Origin of the sequence: Brevibacterium aurantiacum (genome assembly GCF_007558825.1) — a bacterium.
GTDB classification, from domain to species: domain Bacteria; phylum Actinomycetota; class Actinomycetes; order Actinomycetales; family Brevibacteriaceae; genus Brevibacterium; species Brevibacterium aurantiacum_A.
This window is the reverse complement of sequence record NZ_VLTK01000014.1, coordinates 95,582-118,607: the sequence shown is the minus strand read 5'-3', so window position 1 is coordinate 118,607 and position 23,026 is coordinate 95,582. Positions and strand designations below refer to the sequence as shown.

Genomic DNA, 23,026 nt, shown 5'->3' with positions numbered 1-23,026 from the left:
GCTGGTCTCCTTTGACAGATCGAGTGATGCCATCATTCCGGCTATTGGTCGAGGAGCCAATAACGTCAAGTCGAAGAAGACTAGAGCTATTTTCAACATATGTCGGACAGTAGGCGTCGGCGACTTGAAAACCTTCCATACTTGTCAAACGGAGTTCATTGGTGCCTCAAGGCATTGAATATCCGATAGACCTGTCGTCCGAGGCAGAGCTTCAAGCTGCAGCGACTCTCCTGAGCGGATTCATCAGTTCTCCATCGCCCGAAATGTTTGCTCGTGATCGCTCACATCTTGTCCACGATCCCGCCAAACGTTTCGTGGGCATATCGCGTCCGGCGTTGAGCGCTAGAAGCTTTGAACGCAATTCCAATCCCTAGCGCATGAGAGATGAAACTCTCAACCGATTGGAATCAACACAGTATTTGGCAGCCAAACTCAGCTACACAGATCGCACATCAACACACCATATCCAGTCGCAGCCTGGCCACTACTCCTCCAGCCGGCACCCCGCCATGACTTCGGCATTGGCGGCGATCATCCGATAGATATCGTCGGCGTCGAGCGGTGTTCCGCCCATGAAGTGCAGGCCGTAGGCATCCTCCATCGCCACCAAGTTGCTCGCCGCCGTCTCGACCGACAACGCCATCGTGAACTCACCCGCAACAACGCCTTCGCTCAGCACATCGATGTACATCGAGACCTCAAGCCGATACAGCTCGGACATGAGCTGCGCATGAAACTCGTCCCGGTAGGCGTGAGTGTGCAGCTCGTTGAGCACCTGGAAGTCAATATCATCTCGTGACCGTGGAATTCCGCTGCAAATGATGCGCCGGAGTCTGCCCCGTGGATCCCCACCTTCGATCCCCCGCTGCCTCCGGTTCCAGTAGAAACGCGAAACAGCATCCTCGTGGACATCGCGCACCAGATCACCGAGGTCCGGGTAGTAGTACGCAACCGACCCGGCACCTAGCTCCGAATACGCGGCAACATCGATCGCGCGAAGACCGTTGAGACCCCGCTCAACGATGGCCTGCTTGGCCGAGTGGACCAGCTGTTCACGCCGCGCCTTCTGATTCTTCGGTCTCGCCATACCCTCATTATCTCCTGAAGTGATCTAGATCAACACTGATCGCTATGGCGATAGCGCCACTTTCCTCTGTTCATCGCGAGCCGTCCATGCCATTCTTTTGGGTGTAGCCCAAAGAATCAAATAGACGCCCACTCACAAGGAGGTGGATGGTGTCTTCTCACGAACAGACAACCGCATACGCGGACGAACAGAAACAGCATCTGAAGAAAACACTTGGCCGGTTCGACATCGTGCTCATCGTCATGTCGGCCGTCCTCAGCATCGAAGTTCTCGCCGAGACCGCGGGCTTTGGCGCGGAAACCTTCACCTGGACTCTCGTCCTCGCCATCTTCTTCCTCGTGCCCTATGCCCTGGTCTTCGCCGAAACCGGCAGCACCTTCGTCGGCGAAGGCGGAGCCTATATCTGGGTCCGCCAAGCCTTCGGCCGACCTGCTGGCGCAATCGCCTCGATCCTCAGCTGGGTCACACAGCCAGTGTGGGTCGGCGGTTCGATGGCATTCCTGGCCACCGGCACCTGGAACCAATTCATCAGCCCGCTTGAGGCGGGATCGGTAGGCGATTGGGTCTTCAAGATCGTCTTCATCTGGATCACTGTGCTCGCCGCGATCGTGTCGCTGTCGAAAGCCAAGTGGCTGCCCACTCTCGGCGGCGCGCTCAAGGTCGTCTTCATCGCTTTCTTCCTCTTCACCACGATCATCTACGCGGCCCAGCACGGAGTGCAGCCGCTGCACTTCTCCGATTTCAGCCCGAGCCTCGGCGGCTTCCTCGGTCTCGTCCCCCTGCTCCTCTTCTCCTACCTCGGATTCGAGGCCTCGAACAGCGCATCGGATGAGATGAAGGATCCGAAGAAGGACATCCCAGCTGCGATCGCGCGTTCTGGTTTCATCTCGGCGCTCTGCTATCTCCTACCTGTCCTTGCAATGCTGCTCGTACTTCCCACCGAGACCATCACGGGAATCGGAGGCATGCTCGATGCAGTCAAGACCGTCTTTACGATCTACGGTCCCGCAGCCGATGTCATGGTCGTCATCGCAGCACTGCTGTTCGTCATCATCCTCGCTTCGCAGGGCGCTGCATGGATGATTATGAGTGACCGCATGCAGGCGCTCACCGCCGCTGACGGCGCCTTCTTCGGTGGCTTCTTCGGCAAGATCTCCCGTGGACTGGGCACTCCGGTCAACGTCAATCTGCTTTCGGGGGTCGTTGCCACCGTCTTCCTCATCGCGGCCATGCAGCTCAGCGGCGACGCAGGAGCGCTGTTCGGAGTCGTGCTCTCGATCTCCATCTCGACCTTCCTGCTCAGCTACCTGCTCATTATTCCGGCGGCCATCAGACTGCGGTGGAAGCACCCGAACATCGAGCGCCCGTTCCGCGTGCCCGTGAGCAACATCAGCTTCACCGTCCTCGGTGGCATCGCCTTCCTCTGGATCCTGCTCGGCTCGTGGGTCGCTATCTTCCCCGGCACTCTCGATCGGCTCTTCGGCCTCGACTACAACTTCCTCGACGAATGGGGTGTCGACCAGGGACCGTTCACCGCGCTCACCCTCGGCACTCTCATCGTTCTTGCCGCTCTCGCGATCGTCGGCTATATCCGCGGTGCCAAGATCCGCGCATACCGGCCCGCTCTTGACCCCGAGACGCTGCAAGCCAGCCTCGACAAACCACTCACTACCCCGGAAGGTGTCTGAACGAAATGACCACGACCACCTCAACGACGTCTCCCACGTCGACCGCTTCACACCCCCTCGACCGCCTGACCGGCGAGGAGATTGAACTCAGCCGAGCCATCATCGTCGACGCGGGCCACGTCAGCGAGCAGACGCTGTTCGCTCTGGTAAGCCTCGTCGAACCCCATAAGCGTGACGTAATCAACGGCGCGACGAACCTGGATCGTCGTGTGCGCTCCCTGCTCGTCGAACGCGGCAGCGGCGAACAGACCGAGATTCTCGTGTCTCTGACCGAGCGCAAGGTTCTGTTCGCTCGCGTACTCGACGTCGCGAACGATGGACAGGCCCCGATTACGATGACCGAGTACGAATCGGCCGAACAGATGATCCGCAGCGACGCCACCTTCCGTGCCGCAGTCGAAGCTCGCGGCATCACCGACATCGAGACCGTGCGCATCTGCGCCCTGTCTGCCGGCCGCTTCGACATTCCCGGCGAGGAGGGTCGCCGCCTCGTGCGTGGTTCCTCCTTCATCCAGTCCGACCCACAGGACAACGCCTGGGCGCACCCGCTCGAGGGACTCGTCGCCTACCTCGACCTCAACACCGGCGAGGTCATCGACGTCATCGACACCGATATCGTCCCGGTGCCCAAGGAACGCTTCGACTACCATCTCGACTCATGGCTGCCCGAACCACGCACGACGCAGAAACCGATCGAGATCTCTCAGCCCGAAGGTGTCAGCTTCTCTCTCGACGGTGACGTGCTGATGTGGGAGAAGTGGCAGGTCCGCCTCGGCTTCGACCCGGTCGAGGGCCTCGTCCTCCACCAGATCGGCTTCGACGACAACGGCGAGCAGCGCCCCATCGTCTACCGCGCATCTGTCGCCGAGATGGTCGTCCCCTACGGCGACCCCAGCCCAGTGCGCTTCTGGCAGAACTACTTTGACGCCGGTGAGTACTCGATGGGCAAGAGCGCGAACTCGCTCGAACTCGGCTGCGACTGCCTCGGCGAGATCCAGTACTCCGACGCTGTGCTCGCCGACGAACAGGGCCACGCACACACGATCAAGAACGCGATCTGCATCCATGAAGAGGACGCCGGTATTCTCTTCAAGCACACCGATGAGTTCACCGGAGCCGCCGATGTGCGCCGCAACCGGCGCATCGTCATCTCCTTCTTCATCACCGTCGGCAACTACGACTACGGCTTCTACTGGTACCTCTATCTTGACGGCACAATCGAACTCGAGTGCAAGGCCACAGGTATCGTCTACACCGCGGCCTACGGCGATGAGTCCCAGCGTCAGCGCTGGTCATCACCGCTCGGCGACGAAGGCCTCGGCATGCCCTTCCACCAGCACATGTTCTGTGCCCGCCTGGACATGCAGGTCGACGGCATCGAGAACGCGGTCGACGAACAGGAAGTCGTGCGCGTTCCCTTCGGTGACGACAACCCTTACGGCAATGCGTTCACCCGCAAGCAGACCCGCCTGACCGAGGAGGGCGGCAGGCTCGCCAATGGAGAAGTCGGTCGAGTCTGGCACGTCATCAACCCGGAGAAGCAGAACCGTCATGGGTTCCCCGTCGGTTACCAGTTGCACATGCCCGACGAGCCGACGATGATGGCCGCCGAGGGATCGTCAATCTCGAAACGCGCCGGATTCGGGTCGAAGCACGTGTGGCTGACTCAGTTCGACGAGAACGAGCGTTTCCCATCCGGGACCTATCCGAACCAGAACCCGGGACAGGGCACCATCACCCAGTGGGTCGAGCAGCAGCGTCCGGTCGACGGTGATGACATCGTCCTCTGGCCCTCGTTTGCAATGACCCACTTCCCGCGGCCCGAAGACTGGCCGATCATGCCTGTCGACCGCCTCGGCTTCTCGATGAAGCCCTACGGCTTCTTCGATCAGAACCCCGCACTCGATGTGCCACGACCCAAGTCGGGGCATTGCGCATACGAGAGCGGCAGTTCCTGCGAGTGCGGCTGACATTCGCTTGAGGGCGGTGTTCGAGACTGAATGCTCGAACACCGCCCTTTCCGGTACTCTCACAAATACCTGGTCGTCTGTAGGCAAACACGGACGACCGATGCCCAAAGGAGGGCGAACATCAAATGGGCCACATCGCATCCATTCTCATGGTCGCTGCGGCAGTTCCCTGTGTCATCGGGGCCATCAATTCATGGAGTCGCATGGCGATCACCGCATCATCGGTGATGTTGCTGGCCATGGTCGACCTGGCGTTCGTCAATGCTCTGCCACCAGTCCTCTGGTCGGGACTGCTGCTCCTCGTCGGATTGTGTATTGCGATGAGACTCGGGTCGAGGCTGAAGGAGAAGCCGACAGCGAGGGCAATGACCACCTTGCCCGAGAAGGTTCTTATCAGCGCCACCACTGCTCACTCCCCCGCTCACAATTCCATGGACAGCACGGTCGAGTCATCGTCGCTTGAGCGACCGACCGAGTGGCACAAAGCCCGCCCGTTCCCTCACCTAGGAAGATCGTCCGCGATCCTGTCCGCGGCCGCTTATCCGATCATGGCCTGGCAGGTCCTCAACCATGGGGCCCACCATGCTGCCGGTTCGGGCGCCGGTGTCCACGCCGTTCATCAGCACCACGGGCAGGCCTTCGACGGCTCTCTCGCCAGCAGTGTCATCACGTTGAGCGTGATCGCTGTATCGCTGCTGCTTGCGCTCTGCGCGGTACAGGCTCTAACCCGCAAACGGCCCACGCTGATGTTCGAAAGCCTTGGCATGGCCACGATGCTGACAGTCATGCAGTTCATGCACTGAACCTGACCTGTGGTTGGCACTATGAGTCAGATGTTCGAAAAACTCGTGCCGAAAAGACGACGAATGCGCCTTAGAGCCCGGTGGTGAATTGCGCAGTGCACCTCGGCCACGCGCCCACCCCATATAAGCCTCTAACGTCAGCTGCGTCCAGCACGCACCACAGAGAATGGCACACCGGTCCCACTCTTCGCGGGGCCATTGCTTCGCGAGGTGCCCGGCGCATTCGGCATGGCAGAGATGGCACGGATAGTACAGCCCACAGCAAGCGAAACAAATGGCAATGATGTTGAGCTCGGTCGAGTAATGCGCGCAACGTGTCTGGCCATCGACCGTTTTACCGAGTACTTGTGTCGATACCGTCATTGTCACTGTCGTCCGTCTGGGAAACACTCGGTCCACAACCTACTCTGCGGCGAATATCCCGACCACAGTCGTCAACGGCTCATTCTTCAGGAAAAGGAATCAACTCCGCTGATAGACAACCTCTCCCGCAGACACTGTAGTCTCCACCAGAATGTCACCAAGATCCCCCGGCACCACCTCGAACGGGTCCCGGTCGAGGATCGCGAAGTCCGCAGACTTGCCCACCGCGATGCTCCCCGAAACGTCGTCGAACCCATTGGCATAGGCGGCGTCGACTGTATAGGCACGGAGCGCCTGCCCGACGGTGATCTTCTCATCGCCGAGCAGTGGCTCATTCTGCGCGACATCGTCTTGACCATGGGGATCATTATGCGGGGCCGTCCGGTTGACTGCCACGTGCATGCCCCAGATCGGATCGGGGCTCGAGACCGGCCAGTCGCTGCCGAAAGACAGCCGGACTCCGGCGTCCCTCATCGAGGCGAAGATGAAGTGATGAGACTGCTGATCTTCGTGGAGCAGCGGCAACTTGGTGTCGACGAGAACCGAGTCACGCCTGGCCCACAAGGGCTGCACATTGGCGATGATTCCAGCCTCCGCCATCCGAGCCAGCTCGGCGGGGTCGGCGATGTCGAGGTGGGCGACCTGGTGACGACGCGCCGGCGACGGTCCACCGTTCTGGGTCAGTGCGTCAACAGCCAGTTTTAGAGCATTGTCGCCCACGGCATGGATGTGGACGTCGAAGTCGTTGGCTTCGAGGCCGCTGACGATCTCGTTGAGTTCATCGGCCTCGAACATGAGCAGACCATGTTCGTGATCGTGACCGCGGTAGGAGCGTTTGAGAGCGCCGGTGAGGTTCTCACAGACACCGTCGAGCATGATCTTGACGACCGTGGCCTGCAGACCACCTCGGCGTCGGTTGCCGTCGATGCCTTGGATCGTGGCTCGTCGTTCCTTGACGGTCTCGATCTGCTGGGCGTAGGGGACGGCACGGTCCCACCACAGGGCGGCGGTGACTTTGCTGGCAAATCTACCGTCTTCGGCAGTCGAGATGTATGGGTGGAAGGTATCGACCGGTGAGCCGGTGAGGACCCCGACGCCGGCATCTTGCCAGCCGACAATGCCGATTGAATGGAAGTAGTCCTGCGAGTTCCTCAGTGCCAGTTCCACATCCGCCGGGGTCTTCGGAGGGAACAGGCCTGTGACGAGTTCCGCTGCGCTTTCAAAGAGCAGCCCTATGGGATTGCCCTCGGCGTCCTTGACGATACGTCCGCCATCAGGGTCAGGAGTATCGCGAGTGATCCCCGCGACCTCGAGGGCACGGGTGTTGACCCAAGTGCCGTGAGCATCGTGGCTGGTGATCGAGGCAGGGCGATCGCTGACAACGGAGTCCAGATCGCGGCGGTGAGGGAATCCATCAGTGAAAACGTCCCCGTACCACCCGGACCCGAGGACCCATTCGTCGTCTGGATGTTCATCAGCGTACTCGGCGATTCGATCGAGATAAGGCTGGTAGCCGTGGATGTCGTCGAGGTTGCATTCCACCATCCCCAACCCGCCGAGGACGGGGTGGGCGTGAGCGTCATGGAACCCGGGGATCAGTGTCCGACCGTTCAAATCGATCACTTCGGTGTCGGGACCGGTCGCTGCCGTGCAGTTGGCATCGCCGATGGCGATGATTGTTCCCGCGTAGATGGCGACGGCGTCTGTTGTTGGTGTCATCGGATCCATCGTATGAATGGTTCCGCCGCGGTAGATACGGTCAGCGACAGGCATGAGGAACTCCGTGGTCATGGGAAGGTGCAGAACTGTGGAAGGTCAGGCGACGCCGAGCTTCCGCAGTGGGCCGCGGATTGCGTAGAGGAAGATTGCCGTGAGCAGACTGATCACGGTCATGAGGGCAAAGAATCCGACTTCGCTGGTCTCGGAGTACACCTGTCCCATGAAGCCGGAGAGACTGGCACCGGCGGCTGTGGTCAAACCCCATAGGGCCATCATCTGGGAGTTGAAGGCAACGGGAGACAGCTGGGAGGCCACTGACATGCCGATCGGTGCGTAGGTCACCTCGGTGATGCCCATGACGATCATGCCGGCGATGACAGCGACGAGAGGAATCAGGCCGGAGAAGATCAATGGGAAGATCGCGAAGAGCCCGAACGTCAAAGTCATCAACACGAAACCGAATGCGAGCTTCGATGTCGTGCTCGGAACGCGACGGTTGGGTCGGTTCGCCAGCTTCTGCCCATACGCGGCAATGATCGGCCCCGCGATGATGCCGGCGATGACTTCAAATGTGCTGATATAAGCGGCGGGCATCGAGTAGCTGCCGATGTTCAGTTCCACCCGTGAATCAGCGTAGACGGCGAATGTGGTGAAGAGTTGGAGGATCATCGTCCAGAAAATCGCGCCGGTGATGAAGAGCGGGATGAACGCCTTGACCTTCAGGCGCTCGTCCACGGTCACGTTCTTCGATCGCAGCATGGCCACGAAGTACACGACGGCGACAATGAGGATCGTCCCGAGCACGTAGTTGTTGAGATTGCCGGTGGACATGAGTCCCGTGCTCACGAGCATGGCGATAACGGCAACCACAGCGATGCCGAACCCTGCAGCTTTCCACTTGCCCTGCGAACTCACCGGGTTCGGGACGATCCGAGATTCTTCGGGCACTGTGTTGCGACCGAGGAAATATGTGATGAGACCGATTGCCATGCCGACTGCCGCGGCACCGAACCCATAGTGGAACCCTAGTTCGACCTGGAGGTACCCGGTAGCAAGTGGGCCAAACAGGGCACCGATGAGGATACCTGTGTAGAAGATCGCATAACCGGAATCCCGCCGAGGTGATGGTTGAGCGTACAGCCGACCCACCATGGCATGAGTGTTGGGCGCGAGCGCACCCGTGCCGATCGTGATGAGCGCCAAACCCGTGAGAAGCCCCGCCATTCCCGGTAGTGCCGCGAGGCTGATGTGCCCCGCCATGATGATAGCGCCTCCGGCCATCACCATTGTTCGAGCCGGAACCAGCCGATCGGCGAACCAGGCTCCCACGGGCTGACCGAGGTAGACGGCGCCACCGTAGGCGCCGGCAATGGCCAGAGCTTCGGATTCGGACAGCCCCAATCCACCGTCGCCGGCCGAGTAGTAGATGTAATAGGCGAGGATGACTTGGAGTCCGTAGAAGCTGAAGCGCTCCCACATCTCGATGGACGAGAGGGTGAAGAGCCCGATCGGCTGTCTTTGCTGAGTAGGACTCGTATCCGGCGAGCTGGCCGGTCCCGCGGGGTCGGCAATCTGAGAATTGGACATGACTTCCTCGGCATGTTGAGTGCCCTGTCGAGCACAAGATTCTGTGTGGATGGGTGAATTGAAAGGGCCACCGCTATCCGGCTGAGGTGGTGCTTCGAGCCTAATGACGTCGCTTCATCGATTCCAATAGTCGTTCTGGATGTCCACTGTCTGATTTTCAGATGGGCGACGACCCTGGGTTGCAGAATCGTTCCCATGACATCCACTGCTGACTTCGTCCACCCCTTCGCCGAGGTAGCCCTGGCCAACATCACCCGCGAGTATCTATTCGCCGCCCACCACGTCGCACGCAGATTGATCGACATCGTCCCGGCAAGCGAGAAGAACCCGGCCTTCGCAAACTCATTCGGCTGGCACTCCAGCGTGCACATGCACTACCTATTGGTCTCGCGTCTGGACACCGAGCCTGATCGCAGTGCAGATTGGCGCGATGAAGCCATCGCCGAGGCGGCCCACCGCTTTTGTGCCGAGGACCGGGCCTGGAACTTCCGTCAAGAGCGCAGCGGCCATGACGGCCTCTCCCCCCGGGCTCTGCGAGGCCGACCTCATGGCAGAAGTCCTCACCGAGAATGTACTCGCTGTCTAGTTGCCGAACTTCTTGTCGGAACTGACACCTGCAACATCGGCACTGACGCCGGTTGAAGTCATCGACCCCACCGACACTGTGTCGTCAACATAACCGGCCCCCTCACGCCCGCCACGTCCGGATGCCCGGCGTCATGCTTCTCAAGTCATCCGGGTCAAACTGTGCGCAATTTGCTCCCACCTGACTCCACCGCAGTTATGAGTTCTTCACCGACGATCAGAGAATGAATCGATTCGATATCTTTGTGGACCTGGCGGTCTCTCTCAAGCTTCGGGACCACCGCTCGAACTGTGTCGTGAGCAGCGCTCACACCCCGTCCGATGGGTTCAGAGGAGATGAACTCCACCGCTTGGCATGCACACAAAAACTCGATCGCAAGTACGTGCGATACATTCTCAATGATTTCGAGGCTCTTGAGCGCAGAAGATGTACCCATGCTCACGTGGTCCTCCTGACCTGCTGCCGATGGGATGGAATCCACCGAGGCAGGCTGAGCCAATCGCTTGTTGTCTGAGACCAGCGCGGCGGCAGTGTACTGAGGAATCATGTACCCCGAGTCGGTGCCCGGGTTCGGCGACAAGAATGGAGGAAGTCCGCTATGGTGAGCGGAGGTCAGCCGGAATGTTCGCCGTTCTGAGATGCTGGAGAGTTCTGTGAGCGCTATTGCGAGCATGTCCAGAGCCATCGCCACAGACTCACCGTGACAATTCGACGACGACAATGACATCTCGTCCTCGGCGAAGATCAGCGGGTTATCGGTCGCGGAGTTCATTTCGTCTTCGATCACGGACTTGACGAATCGAATCATATCTTTGGCGGCACCGTGTACTTGAGGAATCGATCTCAGGCTCAGAGCGTCCTGCACCTTGCGCTGGGAATCCTCCTCCAAGCTGCTCCCCTGCAACAATGTTCGGAGGTTCTCAGCCGTCGCCCCGACGCCCTCGTGCTTCTTCACAGCGCCGATACGAGCGTCGAAAGCGGAGACGTTCCCACGAAGTCCCTCTACTGAAACGGCGCTTGCGATGTCCGCCGTCTTCAGCAGCGACAAGGCATCGTGCACAGCAAGGCCTCCGAGTGCGACCATGTCGCACGTGCCGTTGAGCAGGCTCAATCCCTCTTTTGCCTGCAGGACGACCGTCCGCAGTCCCCGGCGTTTGAGCGCTTCTGCACCAGAGACCGCCGAACCATCCACGCATGCTTCGCCTTCACCGATGAGAACCAACGCGATGTGGGCTTGGTACGACAGGTACCCGAGCGATCCCTTGCGAGGCACTCGCGGGATCACGTCTTCATTCACCATGCCAAGAAGCAGATCCACGACTTCTTCCCTGATCCCGGAGTACCCGAGCGAAAGGTTCCGGACCATCATTGTCATCACCGCACGCGTTTCGACCGCAGAAAGAAGGTCTCCTACTCCGCTGGCGTGGCTGCGGACAAGGCTGAGCTGCAGCTGGGCCGATTCCTCCGGGCTGATTCGGATCTTGCTGTTATCGCCGACACCGGTCGTAATTCCATAGACAATTGCGTCCTGGCTCAGCAGATCGTCGACGACTCGCCGGGACTCGCGAATCCCGCGACGCGCATCATCCGAAAGCCGCACCAAGCATCGATCTCGGGCGATGCGATGCAAGTCATCGACGTTGAACCCAGAGGGACTGATGGTCACATATTCTTGCGTGTTGATCTCATGCTCCTTCGCTCGAAACGACATTCTTGGTGCTTTCGGTCTGACGGCAAAACCGGGAACCGGCTCAGTTCTCGAGTTGCGCAGCTTCAGCCGGGAATTCCCGCGGTTCACCCATCAATTTCGCGTCCGACCGAAGGTTTTTGACGGCAGAGAACGAGATGAGAATGATCAGGAACAAGACGGGGAATCCTGCAAGAGTTGCGGTCTGTTTGACCGCGTCGATGCCGGAAATCTCTCCACCGGTTCCGGCCGTCACGGTGAGTATTGCCAGAACCCCGATCAGTCCACCCCAGAAGATCTTGACCACGGCCGGCGGCTCCGGATTTTTGAGGTCGTTTCCAGTAGTTGTCAGAGACGACATCGTGGTGGTCAGTGAATCAGCCAGAGTGGTGAAGGAGATGAAGATTGCGATCAGCATCAGGATGCCGAAGAGCAGCGAAAGTGGGAGTTCATCCAGGAAAGCGAACAGGGACAGTGGCACACCGCCTTCGCCGTTGATGATGTCCCAGAGTTTGCCGTCGCCCTTCCAGTCGAAGTACATCGCCGCTCCACCGAATACCCAGAACCAGAATGCTCCGAATGCCGCCGGCAACAGCATATTGACCGTGACGAACTCACGGATCGTACGCCCATAAGAGACGCGAGCGATGAACATACCGATCAAAGGAGCATTTGCTCCCCACAGCGCCCATTCGAAAATCGGCCAATCGCGGGGCCACGATTCGCCATCCATCGGGCTGAACCATAGATGCATCTCCGCGAAATCGGAAAGGTACTTTCCAGTTCCTTGAGTACCAATGGTCATGATGTAAGCCGTTGGGCCAACCACGAGCACGAAGACCAGAAGCAAGAGGAAGAGCCTGGTGTTCTGCTCCGCAAGGAACTTGATTCCCTTTTGGAGTCCGGTATAGCTCGACAGTATGTAGGTGATGGTGATGAGGATGGCTATTGCAGCCCACAGGACGGGTCCATTGACGATGTCCGTATAGTGCGAAACACCGCTGCCTATCTGCAGCACTCCTTCGCCGAGGATCGCTGACATGGCACCGGCAATTGCGAACATGCAGATATTGTCGACAATCGTGCCGATGCCTCCGAGCGCGCGCTTTCCGAAAATGGGGTAGAGAGCAGAGCTGACGGCATAGGGCATTCCCTTGTTGTAATGCGCATATCCGATCGCTATTCCACAGATGACGTACAAGGCATATGGGGCGATCGTCCACTGCATCGTCACGGCCGCGATCGAGAAGGTCGCGGCTTGTTCGGATCCTGGCTCCGCCCCAAGCGCAGCCGGAGGGTTCATGAAATGCGTCAGTGGCTCGGCGGTCCCCCAGAACAGAATGCCGGTACCGATTCCGCTGGTCAGCGAGATCGCAAACCACTGCCACCTTGTCATGGTCGGCTTGGCTGAGTCACCACCGATTCTGATTTTCCCGAACTTCGAAAAGCCCAGATACAGACAGACGAAGATCAAAACGAAGACGGTCAAACTGAACAGCCAACCGAAGTTGGTGAAGGCGAATCCGACGACCGTCGACTGAATATTGTAGAACCACTGGGGAGCGACAATACCCAGGACTGCGGTTGCAACCAGCAGAACAGACATTGGGGCGAATACGCCCCACCGCATCTTCTTATTGTTCATCATTGACTCCGGTGAATTGTCCATCATTGACGACCTGCCATAGGCACTGAGAGAACACCGGCGCTGTTCCGACATTGGTGATACAGCTGCTAATGCAATCGATGGTGTTGAAAAGGTCTCCGGTCATGCTGGCAGTTCGTAACCTGGCTCACAATGCACTTGAGTAAAATTACGTCCGATATATCGGACAAGGACTGAAAATGTCTTCGCTTGCACGAATGGAGTTGCCCGCCATTTCAGCGACACTGATGCGAAGCCAATATGATTCTGATCGTCAAGCCTTCAACGTCACCAACAGCGTTGGCCGCTGGCCCGGTCCAAGCGGCAGTCGGGCCAGGGCAAGTCGATCGGCGGGGCGAAGTCCGTCGGCTAAGCCCACAATTCTGCACGTCCTCATCCCCGTCGGTCACATCTTGGGCTCAGGAACCACCTCGAACTCCCCGGTCATCCCATCTCGGGGAACAGCCTCGGCGCTGTCGGCATCATTCGTCACGCTGTGATCAGCGCTCAGCCCGGACAGACGCTCGGGTTGGAGGATCTCGTCGAGCTGCTCGCGTTCGAGCAGTCCTCGCGCAATGACGAGCTCGGAGATTCTCTCATCGGTGGCCAGGGCTTGCTTGGCCAGCTGCGCCACCTGAGCGTAGCCAGAATGCGCGGCGATAAAACGGCTTGCCCGCAGCAGTCGTCAGCAGTTCGTCAAATGATGTTCCCACTGCTCTGGCTCCTAACCTCGTACTTTCCTTTTGCAACTGAGCCTGTCAGCTGGCTACGACACCGCGCCGAATCAGGCTCCGTGTCCACGAGGCTGTGGGTCGGTGAAGCCCAAATGAGGGTGGCCTCTCCTGGGAGGTGCAGTTCGCCCGGGTGGTCTTGGCCAACATCACCCGCGACTACCCGTACGCTGCGCATCACGTCACACGCTCGGCCGATGACATCGTCGAGCCGCGAGAGAAGTACCCGGCGTTCGCAAACTCCTTTGACTAGCATTCCAGCGTCCATATGCACTATCTGCTCGCGTCACTGTTGAGCACCGAGACCGCCCAGACCGCGCCGAGGTGCTTGCTTAGACGGTCTTCGACCTGACCGTGGCATAGCTACCGAAGATGGCAGTACCCGTTCGCCACGGACTGCACTCGAACACAGCGTTCGGTCTACGCCGAATCTTGCTCGGCGCTCGTGACCTGGAACGCCACGATGTCATTGATGCCATCGCCGCCTCTGCTCGTCGCTGCTTCGCCGATGATCATGCGTGGAATTTCACCCAGGAGCGCAGCGGCCAGGACTTCCTCTCCCCCGCCTGTGCGAAGTCGACCTCATGGCCGAGGTCCTCACCGAGGATGAGCTGACCGTCTGGCTGCCCGATTTCCTCACGGAACTGACCGCGGAATCACCTGCGCTCAAACCAATCGAGGTCCTCGATCCCACGGACGGATACCAGAGCCACCTCTATGGGTTGGGACTCTCAGTCGCAGCATCGTTGATGCGCTCGGCGCCCAAGCTGCTCGCAGCCACTGAGCATTCGGGCAATCACGAAGTGGCCGACCATGCGTGGGGACTCCTCACAACGGTCGACCACCTCATGGCCCCGGGTCTCGAAGCTGCTGTCTCCGACGAGTACATGGCCTCGCACTGGGTCGCGACGTTCGCGTGGGAAACGGTTAACGAGGCGCTCTGCGCGCGCAAGCGTTGAAGTGGCTCTCCACAGCCGGGCACTCTCACGCTCCACTCGATGGGCCGGCAAGTTTAGGTCGGTCGGGGCCGCGAAGTCGGCTAGCAGCAGTGCCGGCTTCGACTCCTCGGCGAGCACCTCACAGCTGTTTGGGCGAGCATATGGTTCTGGCTCTCTCCTTTGCCAATATCTCAGCTAGAAGAGTGATTCTTGAGCCGGGCCCTCACCTACTGAACGTAACTCTTCCCTTGCTTCTGAATCCTTGGCCGGCGATGAACCACTCTGAGTAAGGTAGTCATACAGCGCGAGTTCGACAGGTGTGTCGAGAGCGAGGTTCATCGTTACGACGCTGAGCTCTGAATCAGGCTCGTCTCCGGGCATGGTCGCCTGTTCGGCATTTGATGGCCTAACTTTCCCCAAATAGTAGAAGTCAGCACTTTCAGCATCGTCTTTCTTGGCGAACAAATGCAGGGCGAACTTGTTCGACAGGATCCGTTGAACGTCGGGGCTCTCGAGTGACTTTCTGTTCTTGCTGTACCAGTGAAGCGTCTTTTCGTTGATGAACGCATCCTTGTAAGAAGTACTTGCGGACATGTCTGAGCCCTTGTGGTATTTAACGAAGATCGGACATGTGTTCGTGTGAAGGTCGAACTTGTAGCCAAACATCGTGCCTTGCTGGTTGTCGCTCCAGTTGAGCAACCGGCAAACGTCCTTGCGTGAGTACATTTTCCCAAGCTCCATCGGCTGGCCCCACTCATAGCGATGGCGCGACAAGTAGAGTCCAGTCTCAACTAGGTCCTGGACATGATCGTTAAACTCCGCGGATTGCGCGACGAGGTCGCCAAACCATTCGGCCAATGCGATGCGGTCCGCGTTCCAGTCGACGATTGGCTGCCCATACTTCGCTTGCTCAGTGATTGTGTAGAAATCAAGCGAGAAGATTCGCTGAAGGGAGACCATCGTCATTTCATCGGCCGTCACAGCGTGGCGCCTTAGGAGACCAATGCATTCCTGCTCATCGAGCGAATCGCGGTTCTTCAACAGGTGGTCAAGTATCAACAATTCGTGCGGACGCTTACCGTTGAGGAACTCTACGCTGAGGAACGTCAGTGCCTTGTTTTGAATTTCAGGCGGCGCCAGCTCTGAAATTTTGAAGCTGTGCAGGAGGTTCCAATAGTTCCCACGGGCACCTGCAATGACGACTGGATCGACAACGTCAAATCGAGCGAAGTCAATCAGCTTTGGCGGCCGACCAAGCCTCGATTGGAAATCTTTGAACGTCTTCTTGAGATTCTTCATACTGTCGAGCTTCGTTGAGGCGATCGATGCGAATATGCGTTCCTTCGCAATAGGATCGAAGTTCACGCTCGAGAGACCTGCGACGGTACCCGCATCTTGAGCTTCAATCATCTTCTGCCTGATGGAGTCTTTATTAAGGCTGCTGTCGCCGAAAAGTGCAATCGGAACGAGATAGTTGTTGGCATAGTTTCCGATGAAGTCGATGACGATGAGATGGCTCTTGCCTTCGGACTTCCTCAGTCCTCGACCGAGTTGTTGGGTGAAAACGATGCTCGATAAAGTCTGTCGAAGCATCACTACTTGATTGACGGATCGAATGTCAATGCCTTCATTGAACACGTCGACTGTGATGATGTAATCGAGGCGGCCGGCTTCAAGGTCGTCAACGACGGCTTCTCGGATCGGAATTGGATCATCTCCCGTGAGCGCGCGGGTTCTCAACGTTCTACCGTGAACCGCTCTCTGATTGAGGAGTCGGGAGAGCTCATTTGCTTCTTCTTTGCGGCTGCAGAACATAAGCCCTTTGACCGCTGCACCAGCGTGGCCATAAGTCTCAATTGCGTTGAGCACGTGCGTGACTCGTTCAGATGCAACGAGGTCTTTCAGCTGGGAGGCATCTGATATAACCTCGCCACCAAGTTCGAAGTCGGTGACACCATAGTAGTGAAACGGAGCCAACATGTCTTCTTCGAGTGCCTTCTGGAGCCGAATCTCGTAGGGAACATTGAAGTCGAAGAGGCTGTAGACGTTGAAGTCGTCAGTGCGCTCCGGTGTAGCTGTGATACCAAGCATGAATTTGGGCGTGAAGTAGTTGATGATGTTCAAATGCAGCTGAGCACCGGCGCGATGAACTTCATCGACAAGAACGTAGTCGAAATAGTCCGCAGGTATGGATTCGAGGTTGGCCATCGTCCCAAGCGATTGAACTGTGGCAAAGACGAATCTTCGATCAAGCTCCCGGAGTGAGCCTACAAATTTCCCTATGTCGCCTGGAATAAGGTCGAGAACCTTGGTGAACTCTTCAATCGCACGGTCGAGGATCTGTTCGCGGTGGACCACGAAGAGCATCCGGTTGGGGTTTACCGCTTTGACATCGAGCGCGGCGAGGATTGTCTTGCCCGTACCGGTGGCCGACACAACGAGCGCTTTGTCTTCGCCTGATTCGCGTACCTGGTCAATTTCCTGTAGCGCCTCCATCTGCATCGCATTGGGGCAGATGACCTCGGTGTCGGACCCGCCATCAGCACTAGACAGATGGACGGTCTCACGCCGTTCGGGCGGAACATAGACGGCCTCGTAGGCCTGGATCCATGCCTCAGTGAGGGGTGTCGACACTTTCAGTTGTTCGGCAATGGCGGCGTCAAGTTGATCTACGATGTCACCATCTGGGAGCGCGGAAAATCGCAGGTTCCATTCGTGGTTGGCTTTGAGCGCCCGGGAAGTCAGGTTTGAACTGCCGACGATGGCGGTGGTGCTGTGCTCTTGTTCGAAGATGAAGCCTTTGGGGTGGAACCCTTGATTCTCATTGTCGAAGATGTAGGTATCGACACCGATGTCACGAAGATTGGCGAGTTCGCGGAATGAGTCTGGCGAGTTGAATCCGAGATAAGTCGAAGTGATGATGCGACCGCGGCCAGGAAAGTCGATGAGCGCTTGTTTGAGAGAGGCGATCGCATCAGAGCTGACAAATGCAACGGAGAAGGTGAAGCTCTTCGAGCGACGAAGTTCGTCAAGGATCGTCTTGTACATGGTGTTGGCTTCGAAGTTCGAGACCAACATGGGGTTGAAAAGTCTGTCAGAAGTCGCGCTCCGGTCAAAGAACCCAAATGCTGTGTCTTGACGAATGTGATCCGGGATCGCGGGGACCATGGATCAGCTATCAGCAGACGAGAAATCGCGGATGATCTTCTCGACCGCAGGGACATCAGCCGGCGCCCACTGAACTGAGTTTAGCTCCGTCGCAGGAATCCATCGGATTTCCGAATGCTCAGTTAAGCGCGGCTCACCTTCTACCACCGTTGCATAAAACGTAGTCAGCGTGACGAATCCGAAATCGTACTCATGTCGGGTCGACTCGACTTGCTCGCCGACTTCAACCATGCAGAGCAGCTCTTCTCGCATTTCACGAACAAGCGCGTCCCGAAGAGTCTCTCCAGCCTCGATCTTCCCACCAGGGAACTCCCAATAGCCGGAAAGCGACATGACCTCGCTCCGTTTCGCGGAGAGCACTCGCATTCCGTCGACTACAACGGCACCAACAACGGTGATTTCCTTCTTCATCAACGAATTCCTTTTGCCATATGAAGCGCTTCCACCGAGCTTACCAAGCCAATTGCACGGTGGACGACGCGCATGTCAAGAAGAACTGTCAGCAAGGTCCTGACTCCGATGGGTAGATCTAGCGAGCGACTGATGCAAGGATCTCGACGAGGTCTTGGCGCAGATCAGCGCCCTGCGGGGTTGTAGTTAGGAGCTGGTTTAAACCGCTGACTTTCAGTGGTGGGGATTGGGATCGCAGGCCCTTACTGAGCGGTGCTTCCCGCTCGATGCGTTCAATTCGGACCCTGCCGCAGCTCAGCAATGCTCCACGAGCGGCGACCATGCCTACTCAGCAATTCGAGCCTCGTTCGCCGCAGGATCACTCGGGCTCTTACCAGTTCAACGAAGCGGAAGGAGAACGCACCGACTCTGCTCTGTCGGCACTGTCTGCGATAATCCCACCATGGTCAGCATCCGCACCGACAACGTCCCGAGCACCGTCGACGGGCCATCCATAGTTGCTGCGGCGTCCGGTTTGATGCTGCTCCCAGAGAACGCGTCGAGACTCCTACGTCTGCACCGGATGGCGGCGCTTGGCATGGCACTTGAGGACCGACAGATTTCCGCCGCTAGTTCCAGTGCTATCCGCGCGCTGCTGAAGACCGACGACATCGGCGGTCCTGATGTCCTTCGGCAAGAAGATCCTTACTCCGACGTCCTTGTCCAGAGCATCGATTTCCCCGGCGGGCCATACCTTGTCTCGTCGGGCAGCGGGGAGCACACAGTGGCTGACGTCAAGAACCTAATCGACACGATGCTCCGTGAGCGTTGGATGGATAACGACCTCTACCAACCAGCATTCCGACTGGTTCACAGCCTGCTCATCGTCAGTGACCTGGTGCTAAGGCGAGCTGGCCTCCAGCGCGGTACACTGCCGCAAGGTTCTGCACGGACTCCCGTCGACGTCCCTGGAGCGGCGAGACTCAAAGAACTCGCTTCTGCCGCGTTCATCTCCACTGACGACCTCGACTCGTACGCCCCGTGGCTCCGTACGGTCATCGACACCTTCGCGCTCGATCCGGGAACCCTCACCGAACCCTGTGACGACGACGTCACCGATGACCGTCTCTCCACCTATCCGTTCCTCAGGATGGACGACGGGTACCAAGTGGTGCTGCCCGTCGATCTGCTTGTGACGATGCGCTTCCACTTCTTGCGGTTCGCGAAGCAAGACGGCCAACTCGAGAAGCTAGGACGAAGGTGGCGAACTGCCGTGCTCTATCGCGTCATGCGCCTGCTCGATCCCGACAGGACCGCGATCCTCATCGAAGAGGACGACCTGACCACCAGGTACCTGGTGCCGATCGACGACAGACGCGACCTGCATGTCGTGCTCGCAACCGACCCACTGGCCAACTGGGAGACCAACGTCTGGGACCACGTGCACGACACCCAGGCGGTGCTGGCGCGCCTTGCCCACCTCATGGCGCCCGAGGAACGTCGCACGTACTCGAGCGCCTCGACGCTCCTGCACCTTGTCGTCACCGATACCCTGGGCGGAGGCGCATTCTGGAGCGTCCCTAACATCAACGATGCCGACCCGATGCTCTTCATCAGGTCAGATGATCTCGAGGTCATTCTTCATCACGAGCCTGATGGGTCTCTAGGTCTGCTCCTTTTCGCCGAAGCGCGGAGCAGGCGCCCCTGGGATGCGCTTGTCACCGACATCCTTGACGAGTTCAGCGTCTATGAGGAGTCCGAGAAGTCGTTCTACGTCTCGGACGGGCCGCAGCCCAGCCTCATGATGTTCCAGACCGGAGAGGCACTTGTGCCTCGCGCCAAGTGCCAACTCGAAATTGACACGCACGGAGTCGTGCCGCCAATTGACCCTAAAATTATCGTCACTGCCCGGCGACGATATCGAAGCGATGGCCGCGGCATCTACATAATCGACCCACGCAGCCCCTTCCCAGGCTATGTGGTCGAGCTGACCGCCAGCAATATCTTCATCACCGTCGACCTGGACAACGACGGACCGGTAGGTGTCGAGGCCGAGCTCATGGAGTGCGCTGCATATTGGGTCTGGGAATGCGCAAACCACGTCGACGTCGTACCGACCGATCCAACCGTTGAACTCGTACTCAAACTCTCTTCGCCCGAATCGTGGCGCAAGCCGAACGGTTGGTCGCAGTCTGATCCTGCGGTGTGCGTCTCCCCTCGTTCGGGTGGTTTCACCTTCGAGATCGCCGAGACGTTCGTCGCTCTCTTTCAAGAAGGAGACAACCTTGCCGAGCGCGAGCTGGTCTCGGCGTTGCTGGAGGCCCTGTTCGCTGTAGCGGTTGCCGATCTGCCAGAAGTCCTGGATCGGGTCGCGCCGACCGGTTCCAAGCGCATGCTCAACGCTTTCGATCAAAACCAGGCGCCTGACATGTGGGCAAAGGGGCTACCTCGCCCTCTGACAGGACACTCGCAAGTCACCGCACAGCTGCTCGATGAACTAGGCAACTGGCTCCGTTCGCCGTCAGGCGGCAACTTCCCGACAGGTGGTTTCGAGGGTAAAAACCGTGTCGATGTTCTCAATGCGGCCGTCAGTTACCTCTTCAAGCGACTCGAAAGCGAGATCGTTGTTTACGAGCCTCGAGGCCTACTCGCATACCTGATCGCGCAAAACGAGTCGCTCCTCCACAATGCCAAGTTCCTCGACACCATGCTCCGGGCGCGAATCGCGTGTTTCGGAGAGAACTCTGAGGCGGCCACCGATCTCGTTGAGGAGCGCAAGGCGAGCGCTTCTGCTCAGCGTGCCAACCGGTTCCTGATCGAGTACGTCGCAGCGTGTCCGCCGACCGGCACTGAGCAAGTCCAGACGCGCGACTATTACGGAATGCTCAGCATCGCGAGGGAGATCGCCGATCGAGGAACAGCTTCGGATTTCCTCCACCACCACCTGGCGGACTTCGAGGTGTCCATCCTCGAGTCGGGGCGCCTCGGAGTAGAGCGAGACCACCCAATTCACCAAGCGATGGAAACATACGCCGTGAATTCTGGCTCCCGATCACTGCGTGAGGCCCAAGCCGACGACTCGGTTGACGAATCGAATCCGTTCGATTTTGCCGAGTTCCTCGCTACTAGCGCCGAGGCAACACAGGCAGAGTTCGGATTCACCTTCGACGAGCTGCGCAAGGTATGCGGGGGTCTGCTGGATCTTGGGGCCGCCGACCAAGTGAATCGCGTCGACCGAACGACTGCCATCGCCGAGGTCTCCAACAGCAAGGGCCTGACCCCAGTGACTGTGGAGCAGGTCCTCGACAAGATCACGCTCGCTCCCAGGGCATCGTTCATGTCGATCGGAAACGACGCGGTGCCGTGGCGCTTCAACCGAGACATGTCGTACGTCCGGAGACCCGTCGTCCAGCAAGGATCAGACCTCGTCTTCGGCTTTCGCGCCCTCTACCGGCTTGGACCGTATTGGGTCGACAACCTTCTCTCCGGTCGGCTCCAGGGACGAGCCGAAACCGACGAGATGATCAAGTTCATCTCCCAGACCAGAGGCCGAATCAACGACCATTTCGCGCAACAGGTCGGCCGTAAGCTCGACCGTCTCGGCTTCACCACCTATCTATCCGTGAAGAAGTTCGGAAAGAAACGAGTAGCCGACCCGGAAGGCAACGACATCGGCGACATCGACGTCTTCGCGTTCCATGAGGCCAGCAACACCATCGTCGCCATTGAAGCCAAAGACTTCGAGATTGCCCGCACACCGGTCGAGATCGCCAATGAGGTCAAGAAGCTCTTCACCGGAAAGAGCGGCAAGAGATCGACTGTCGAACTCCACTCACGACGAATCGATTGGCTCCGCAACAACAACGTTGTCGTCGCCACCGGCCTGGGCCTCCCCGCAAGTGCTCGGGTCAAGGTGCTCGGCGCCGTCGTGACCAGCGAGCCGCTGATCATGCCTCTGATGACGGAGAGCCCGTTCCCCGTCGTTGCCATCGACGACCTTACCACCGAGGCGGTCGGAGTCGACGCAGGGCGACAACGATCCCGTCGCGGAAAGGGCCGCGGGCGGTAGGTAGTCACTGCCGTTATCCGGGGCAAGCCGCCAGCATTGCGTCGGACGCCTGTCTGCTACACGCATCACAGCGACGTCACCCGAGAACGGTGGGCCGTGTGCCTGGTGGAGAAACTGAAGGTTAGTCGACGCACTCACCTAAATGCACTCCTTAGCGACAAGACCTATTCGTCGAGTGCGAATCAGGCACTATTGTGGTCGCGAAGGCTCGAGTCTGTGCTCTCCGAACCGCCATACCAGCATCGGACGAGGCCCGGATGATCTCTACTCCTGGCGCGCGGAGCACCGATCGAGCTCCACCGTCGGCGAACTGTCACCCCACACATCCAGGCGGAGCATGACAAGGTCCCTACGGTGCCGAACCAGGTTCTCTTAGCTCGACCAGCCACGGGCGGTCAGATTCGTAAAGGACGTCCCCGTCTCGGCAATGAGATCGGTTCCTACGCCCACCCAGCTTTGCCGTGATGCTTACACGATCTCATTTGATCCTGGCGCCCCGCCGTCATCCTGTAGTGCCTCCTGAGCTCAGGGACGAAACGCGATGCGCTGGAGAATCTGACCGATTAGGCGACCTGCTCGATTCTTTCGCCTGCCT

14 protein-coding genes and 1 pseudogene are annotated in these 23,026 nt (G+C 58.6%); 7 read left to right on the top strand and 8 right to left on the bottom strand.

Annotated elements, in window-relative coordinates; all coding sequences use genetic code 11:
- Positions 1 to 484: 484 nt before the first annotated feature.
- Positions 485 to 1,087, bottom strand: coding sequence for a TetR/AcrR family transcriptional regulator (locus tag FO013_RS19050; protein WP_143924140.1), 603 nt, complete (start codon positions 1,085 to 1,087; stop codon positions 485 to 487).
- Between the two features lie 146 nt (positions 1,088 to 1,233).
- Here FO013_RS19050 and FO013_RS19045 point away from each other — a divergent pair, with 146 nt between their 5' ends.
- The 3 genes from FO013_RS19045 (at position 1,234) to FO013_RS19035 (ending at position 5,548) form a co-directional block, all read left to right on the top strand.
- Positions 1,234 to 2,775: an APC family permease gene (locus tag FO013_RS19045; protein ID WP_143924139.1), complete on the top strand. Its 1,542-nt coding sequence runs from the start codon at positions 1,234 to 1,236 to the stop codon at positions 2,773 to 2,775.
- 5 nt (positions 2,776 to 2,780) lie between these two features.
- A complete protein-coding gene (locus FO013_RS19040; protein WP_143924138.1) occupies positions 2,781 to 4,745 on the top strand; it encodes a primary-amine oxidase in 1,965 nt (654 codons plus the stop codon).
- Between the two features lie 125 nt (positions 4,746 to 4,870).
- The gene (locus tag FO013_RS19035; protein ID WP_143924137.1) at positions 4,871 to 5,548 is read left to right on the top strand and encodes a hypothetical protein; all 678 of its coding nucleotides are present in this window, start codon (positions 4,871 to 4,873) and stop codon (positions 5,546 to 5,548) included.
- A 462-nt stretch (positions 5,549 to 6,010) separates the two neighbouring features.
- Here the strand turns inward: FO013_RS19035 and FO013_RS19025 are convergent, their stop codons facing one another.
- Positions 6,011 to 7,630, bottom strand: a complete 1,620-nt coding sequence (locus FO013_RS19025) for an amidohydrolase (RefSeq protein ID WP_260848272.1) — start codon at positions 7,628 to 7,630, stop codon at positions 6,011 to 6,013.
- A gap of 96 nt (positions 7,631 to 7,726) precedes the next feature.
- Complete coding sequence (locus tag FO013_RS19020) at positions 7,727 to 9,217, bottom strand: peptide MFS transporter (RefSeq protein ID WP_143924134.1); 1,491 nt, start codon at positions 9,215 to 9,217, stop codon at positions 7,727 to 7,729.
- A gap of 195 nt (positions 9,218 to 9,412) precedes the next feature.
- On the opposite strand from FO013_RS19020, the gene FO013_RS19015 reads away from it, so the two are divergent.
- Positions 9,413 to 9,859 (top strand): DUF2891 domain-containing protein, encoded by a 447-nt coding sequence (locus FO013_RS19015; protein ID WP_260848271.1) that lies wholly within the window; start codon positions 9,413 to 9,415, stop codon positions 9,857 to 9,859.
- A 98-nt stretch (positions 9,860 to 9,957) separates the two neighbouring features.
- On the opposite strand, the gene hutH is transcribed toward FO013_RS19015, so the two are convergent.
- The 3 genes from hutH to FO013_RS19000 form a co-directional block, all read right to left on the bottom strand.
- Positions 9,958 to 11,514, bottom strand: coding sequence for a histidine ammonia-lyase (gene hutH, locus FO013_RS19010; protein ID WP_143924133.1), 1,557 nt, complete (start codon positions 11,512 to 11,514; stop codon positions 9,958 to 9,960).
- 40 nt (positions 11,515 to 11,554) lie between these two features.
- On the bottom strand, positions 11,555 to 13,162 hold the full coding sequence (locus tag FO013_RS19005) for a BCCT family transporter (RefSeq protein WP_222103680.1): 1,608 nt from the start codon (positions 13,160 to 13,162) through the stop codon (positions 11,555 to 11,557).
- 379 nt (positions 13,163 to 13,541) lie between these two features.
- Positions 13,542 to 13,769, bottom strand: a complete 228-nt coding sequence (locus FO013_RS19000; RefSeq protein ID WP_395950014.1) for a hypothetical protein — start codon at positions 13,767 to 13,769, stop codon at positions 13,542 to 13,544.
- Positions 13,770 to 13,984: 215 nt separating this feature from the next.
- Between FO013_RS19000 and FO013_RS23000 the strand changes: the two genes are divergently transcribed.
- The gene (locus FO013_RS23000; RefSeq protein ID WP_313900597.1) at positions 13,985 to 14,119 is read left to right on the top strand and encodes a DUF2891 family protein; all 135 of its coding nucleotides are present in this window, start codon (positions 13,985 to 13,987) and stop codon (positions 14,117 to 14,119) included.
- A 119-nt stretch (positions 14,120 to 14,238) separates the two neighbouring features.
- Positions 14,239 to 14,825 (top strand): annotated as a pseudogene (locus FO013_RS23340) (DUF2891 family protein).
- A 174-nt stretch (positions 14,826 to 14,999) separates the two neighbouring features.
- Here FO013_RS23340 and FO013_RS18990 read toward each other — a convergent pair.
- The gene (locus tag FO013_RS18990; protein WP_260848267.1) at positions 15,000 to 17,882 is read right to left on the bottom strand and encodes a DEAD/DEAH box helicase; all 2,883 of its coding nucleotides are present in this window, start codon (positions 17,880 to 17,882) and stop codon (positions 15,000 to 15,002) included.
- Positions 17,883 to 17,975: 93 nt separating this feature from the next.
- Positions 17,976 to 18,383 (bottom strand): (deoxy)nucleoside triphosphate pyrophosphohydrolase, encoded by a 408-nt coding sequence (locus tag FO013_RS18985; RefSeq protein WP_143924130.1) that lies wholly within the window; start codon positions 18,381 to 18,383, stop codon positions 17,976 to 17,978.
- 442 nt (positions 18,384 to 18,825) lie between these two features.
- Here FO013_RS18985 and FO013_RS18980 point away from each other — a divergent pair, with 442 nt between their 5' ends.
- On the top strand, positions 18,826 to 22,431 hold the full coding sequence (locus FO013_RS18980) for a hypothetical protein (RefSeq protein WP_143924129.1): 3,606 nt from the start codon (positions 18,826 to 18,828) through the stop codon (positions 22,429 to 22,431).
- Positions 22,432 to 23,026 lie beyond the last annotated feature (595 nt).

Excerpts from the sequence above, each read along its gene's own strand:
- FO013_RS19050 (WP_143924140.1), bottom strand. The coding sequence starts at position 1,087 with ATGGCGAGACCGAAGAATCAGAAGGCGCGGCGTGAACAGCTGGTCCAC.
- FO013_RS19045 (WP_143924139.1), top strand. The coding sequence starts at position 1,234 with ATGGTGTCTTCTCACGAACAGACAACCGCATACGCGGACGAACAGAAA.
- FO013_RS19040 (WP_143924138.1), top strand. The coding sequence starts at position 2,781 with ATGACCACGACCACCTCAACGACGTCTCCCACGTCGACCGCTTCACAC.
- FO013_RS19035 (WP_143924137.1), top strand. The coding sequence starts at position 4,871 with ATGGGCCACATCGCATCCATTCTCATGGTCGCTGCGGCAGTTCCCTGT.
- FO013_RS19025 (WP_260848272.1), bottom strand. The coding sequence starts at position 7,630 with ATGACACCAACAACAGACGCCGTCGCCATCTACGCGGGAACAATCATC.
- FO013_RS19020 (WP_143924134.1), bottom strand. The coding sequence starts at position 9,217 with ATGTCCAATTCTCAGATTGCCGACCCCGCGGGACCGGCCAGCTCGCCG.
- FO013_RS19015 (WP_260848271.1), top strand. The coding sequence starts at position 9,413 with ATGACATCCACTGCTGACTTCGTCCACCCCTTCGCCGAGGTAGCCCTG.
- hutH (WP_143924133.1), bottom strand. The coding sequence starts at position 11,514 with ATGTCGTTTCGAGCGAAGGAGCATGAGATCAACACGCAAGAATATGTG.
- FO013_RS19005 (WP_222103680.1), bottom strand. The coding sequence starts at position 13,162 with ATGATGGACAATTCACCGGAGTCAATGATGAACAATAAGAAGATGCGG.
- FO013_RS18990 (WP_260848267.1), bottom strand. The coding sequence starts at position 17,882 with ATGTTGGTCTCGAACTTCGAAGCCAACACCATGTACAAGACGATCCTT.
- FO013_RS18985 (WP_143924130.1), bottom strand. The coding sequence starts at position 18,383 with ATGAAGAAGGAAATCACCGTTGTTGGTGCCGTTGTAGTCGACGGAATG.
- FO013_RS18980 (WP_143924129.1), top strand. The coding sequence starts at position 18,826 with ATGGTCAGCATCCGCACCGACAACGTCCCGAGCACCGTCGACGGGCCA.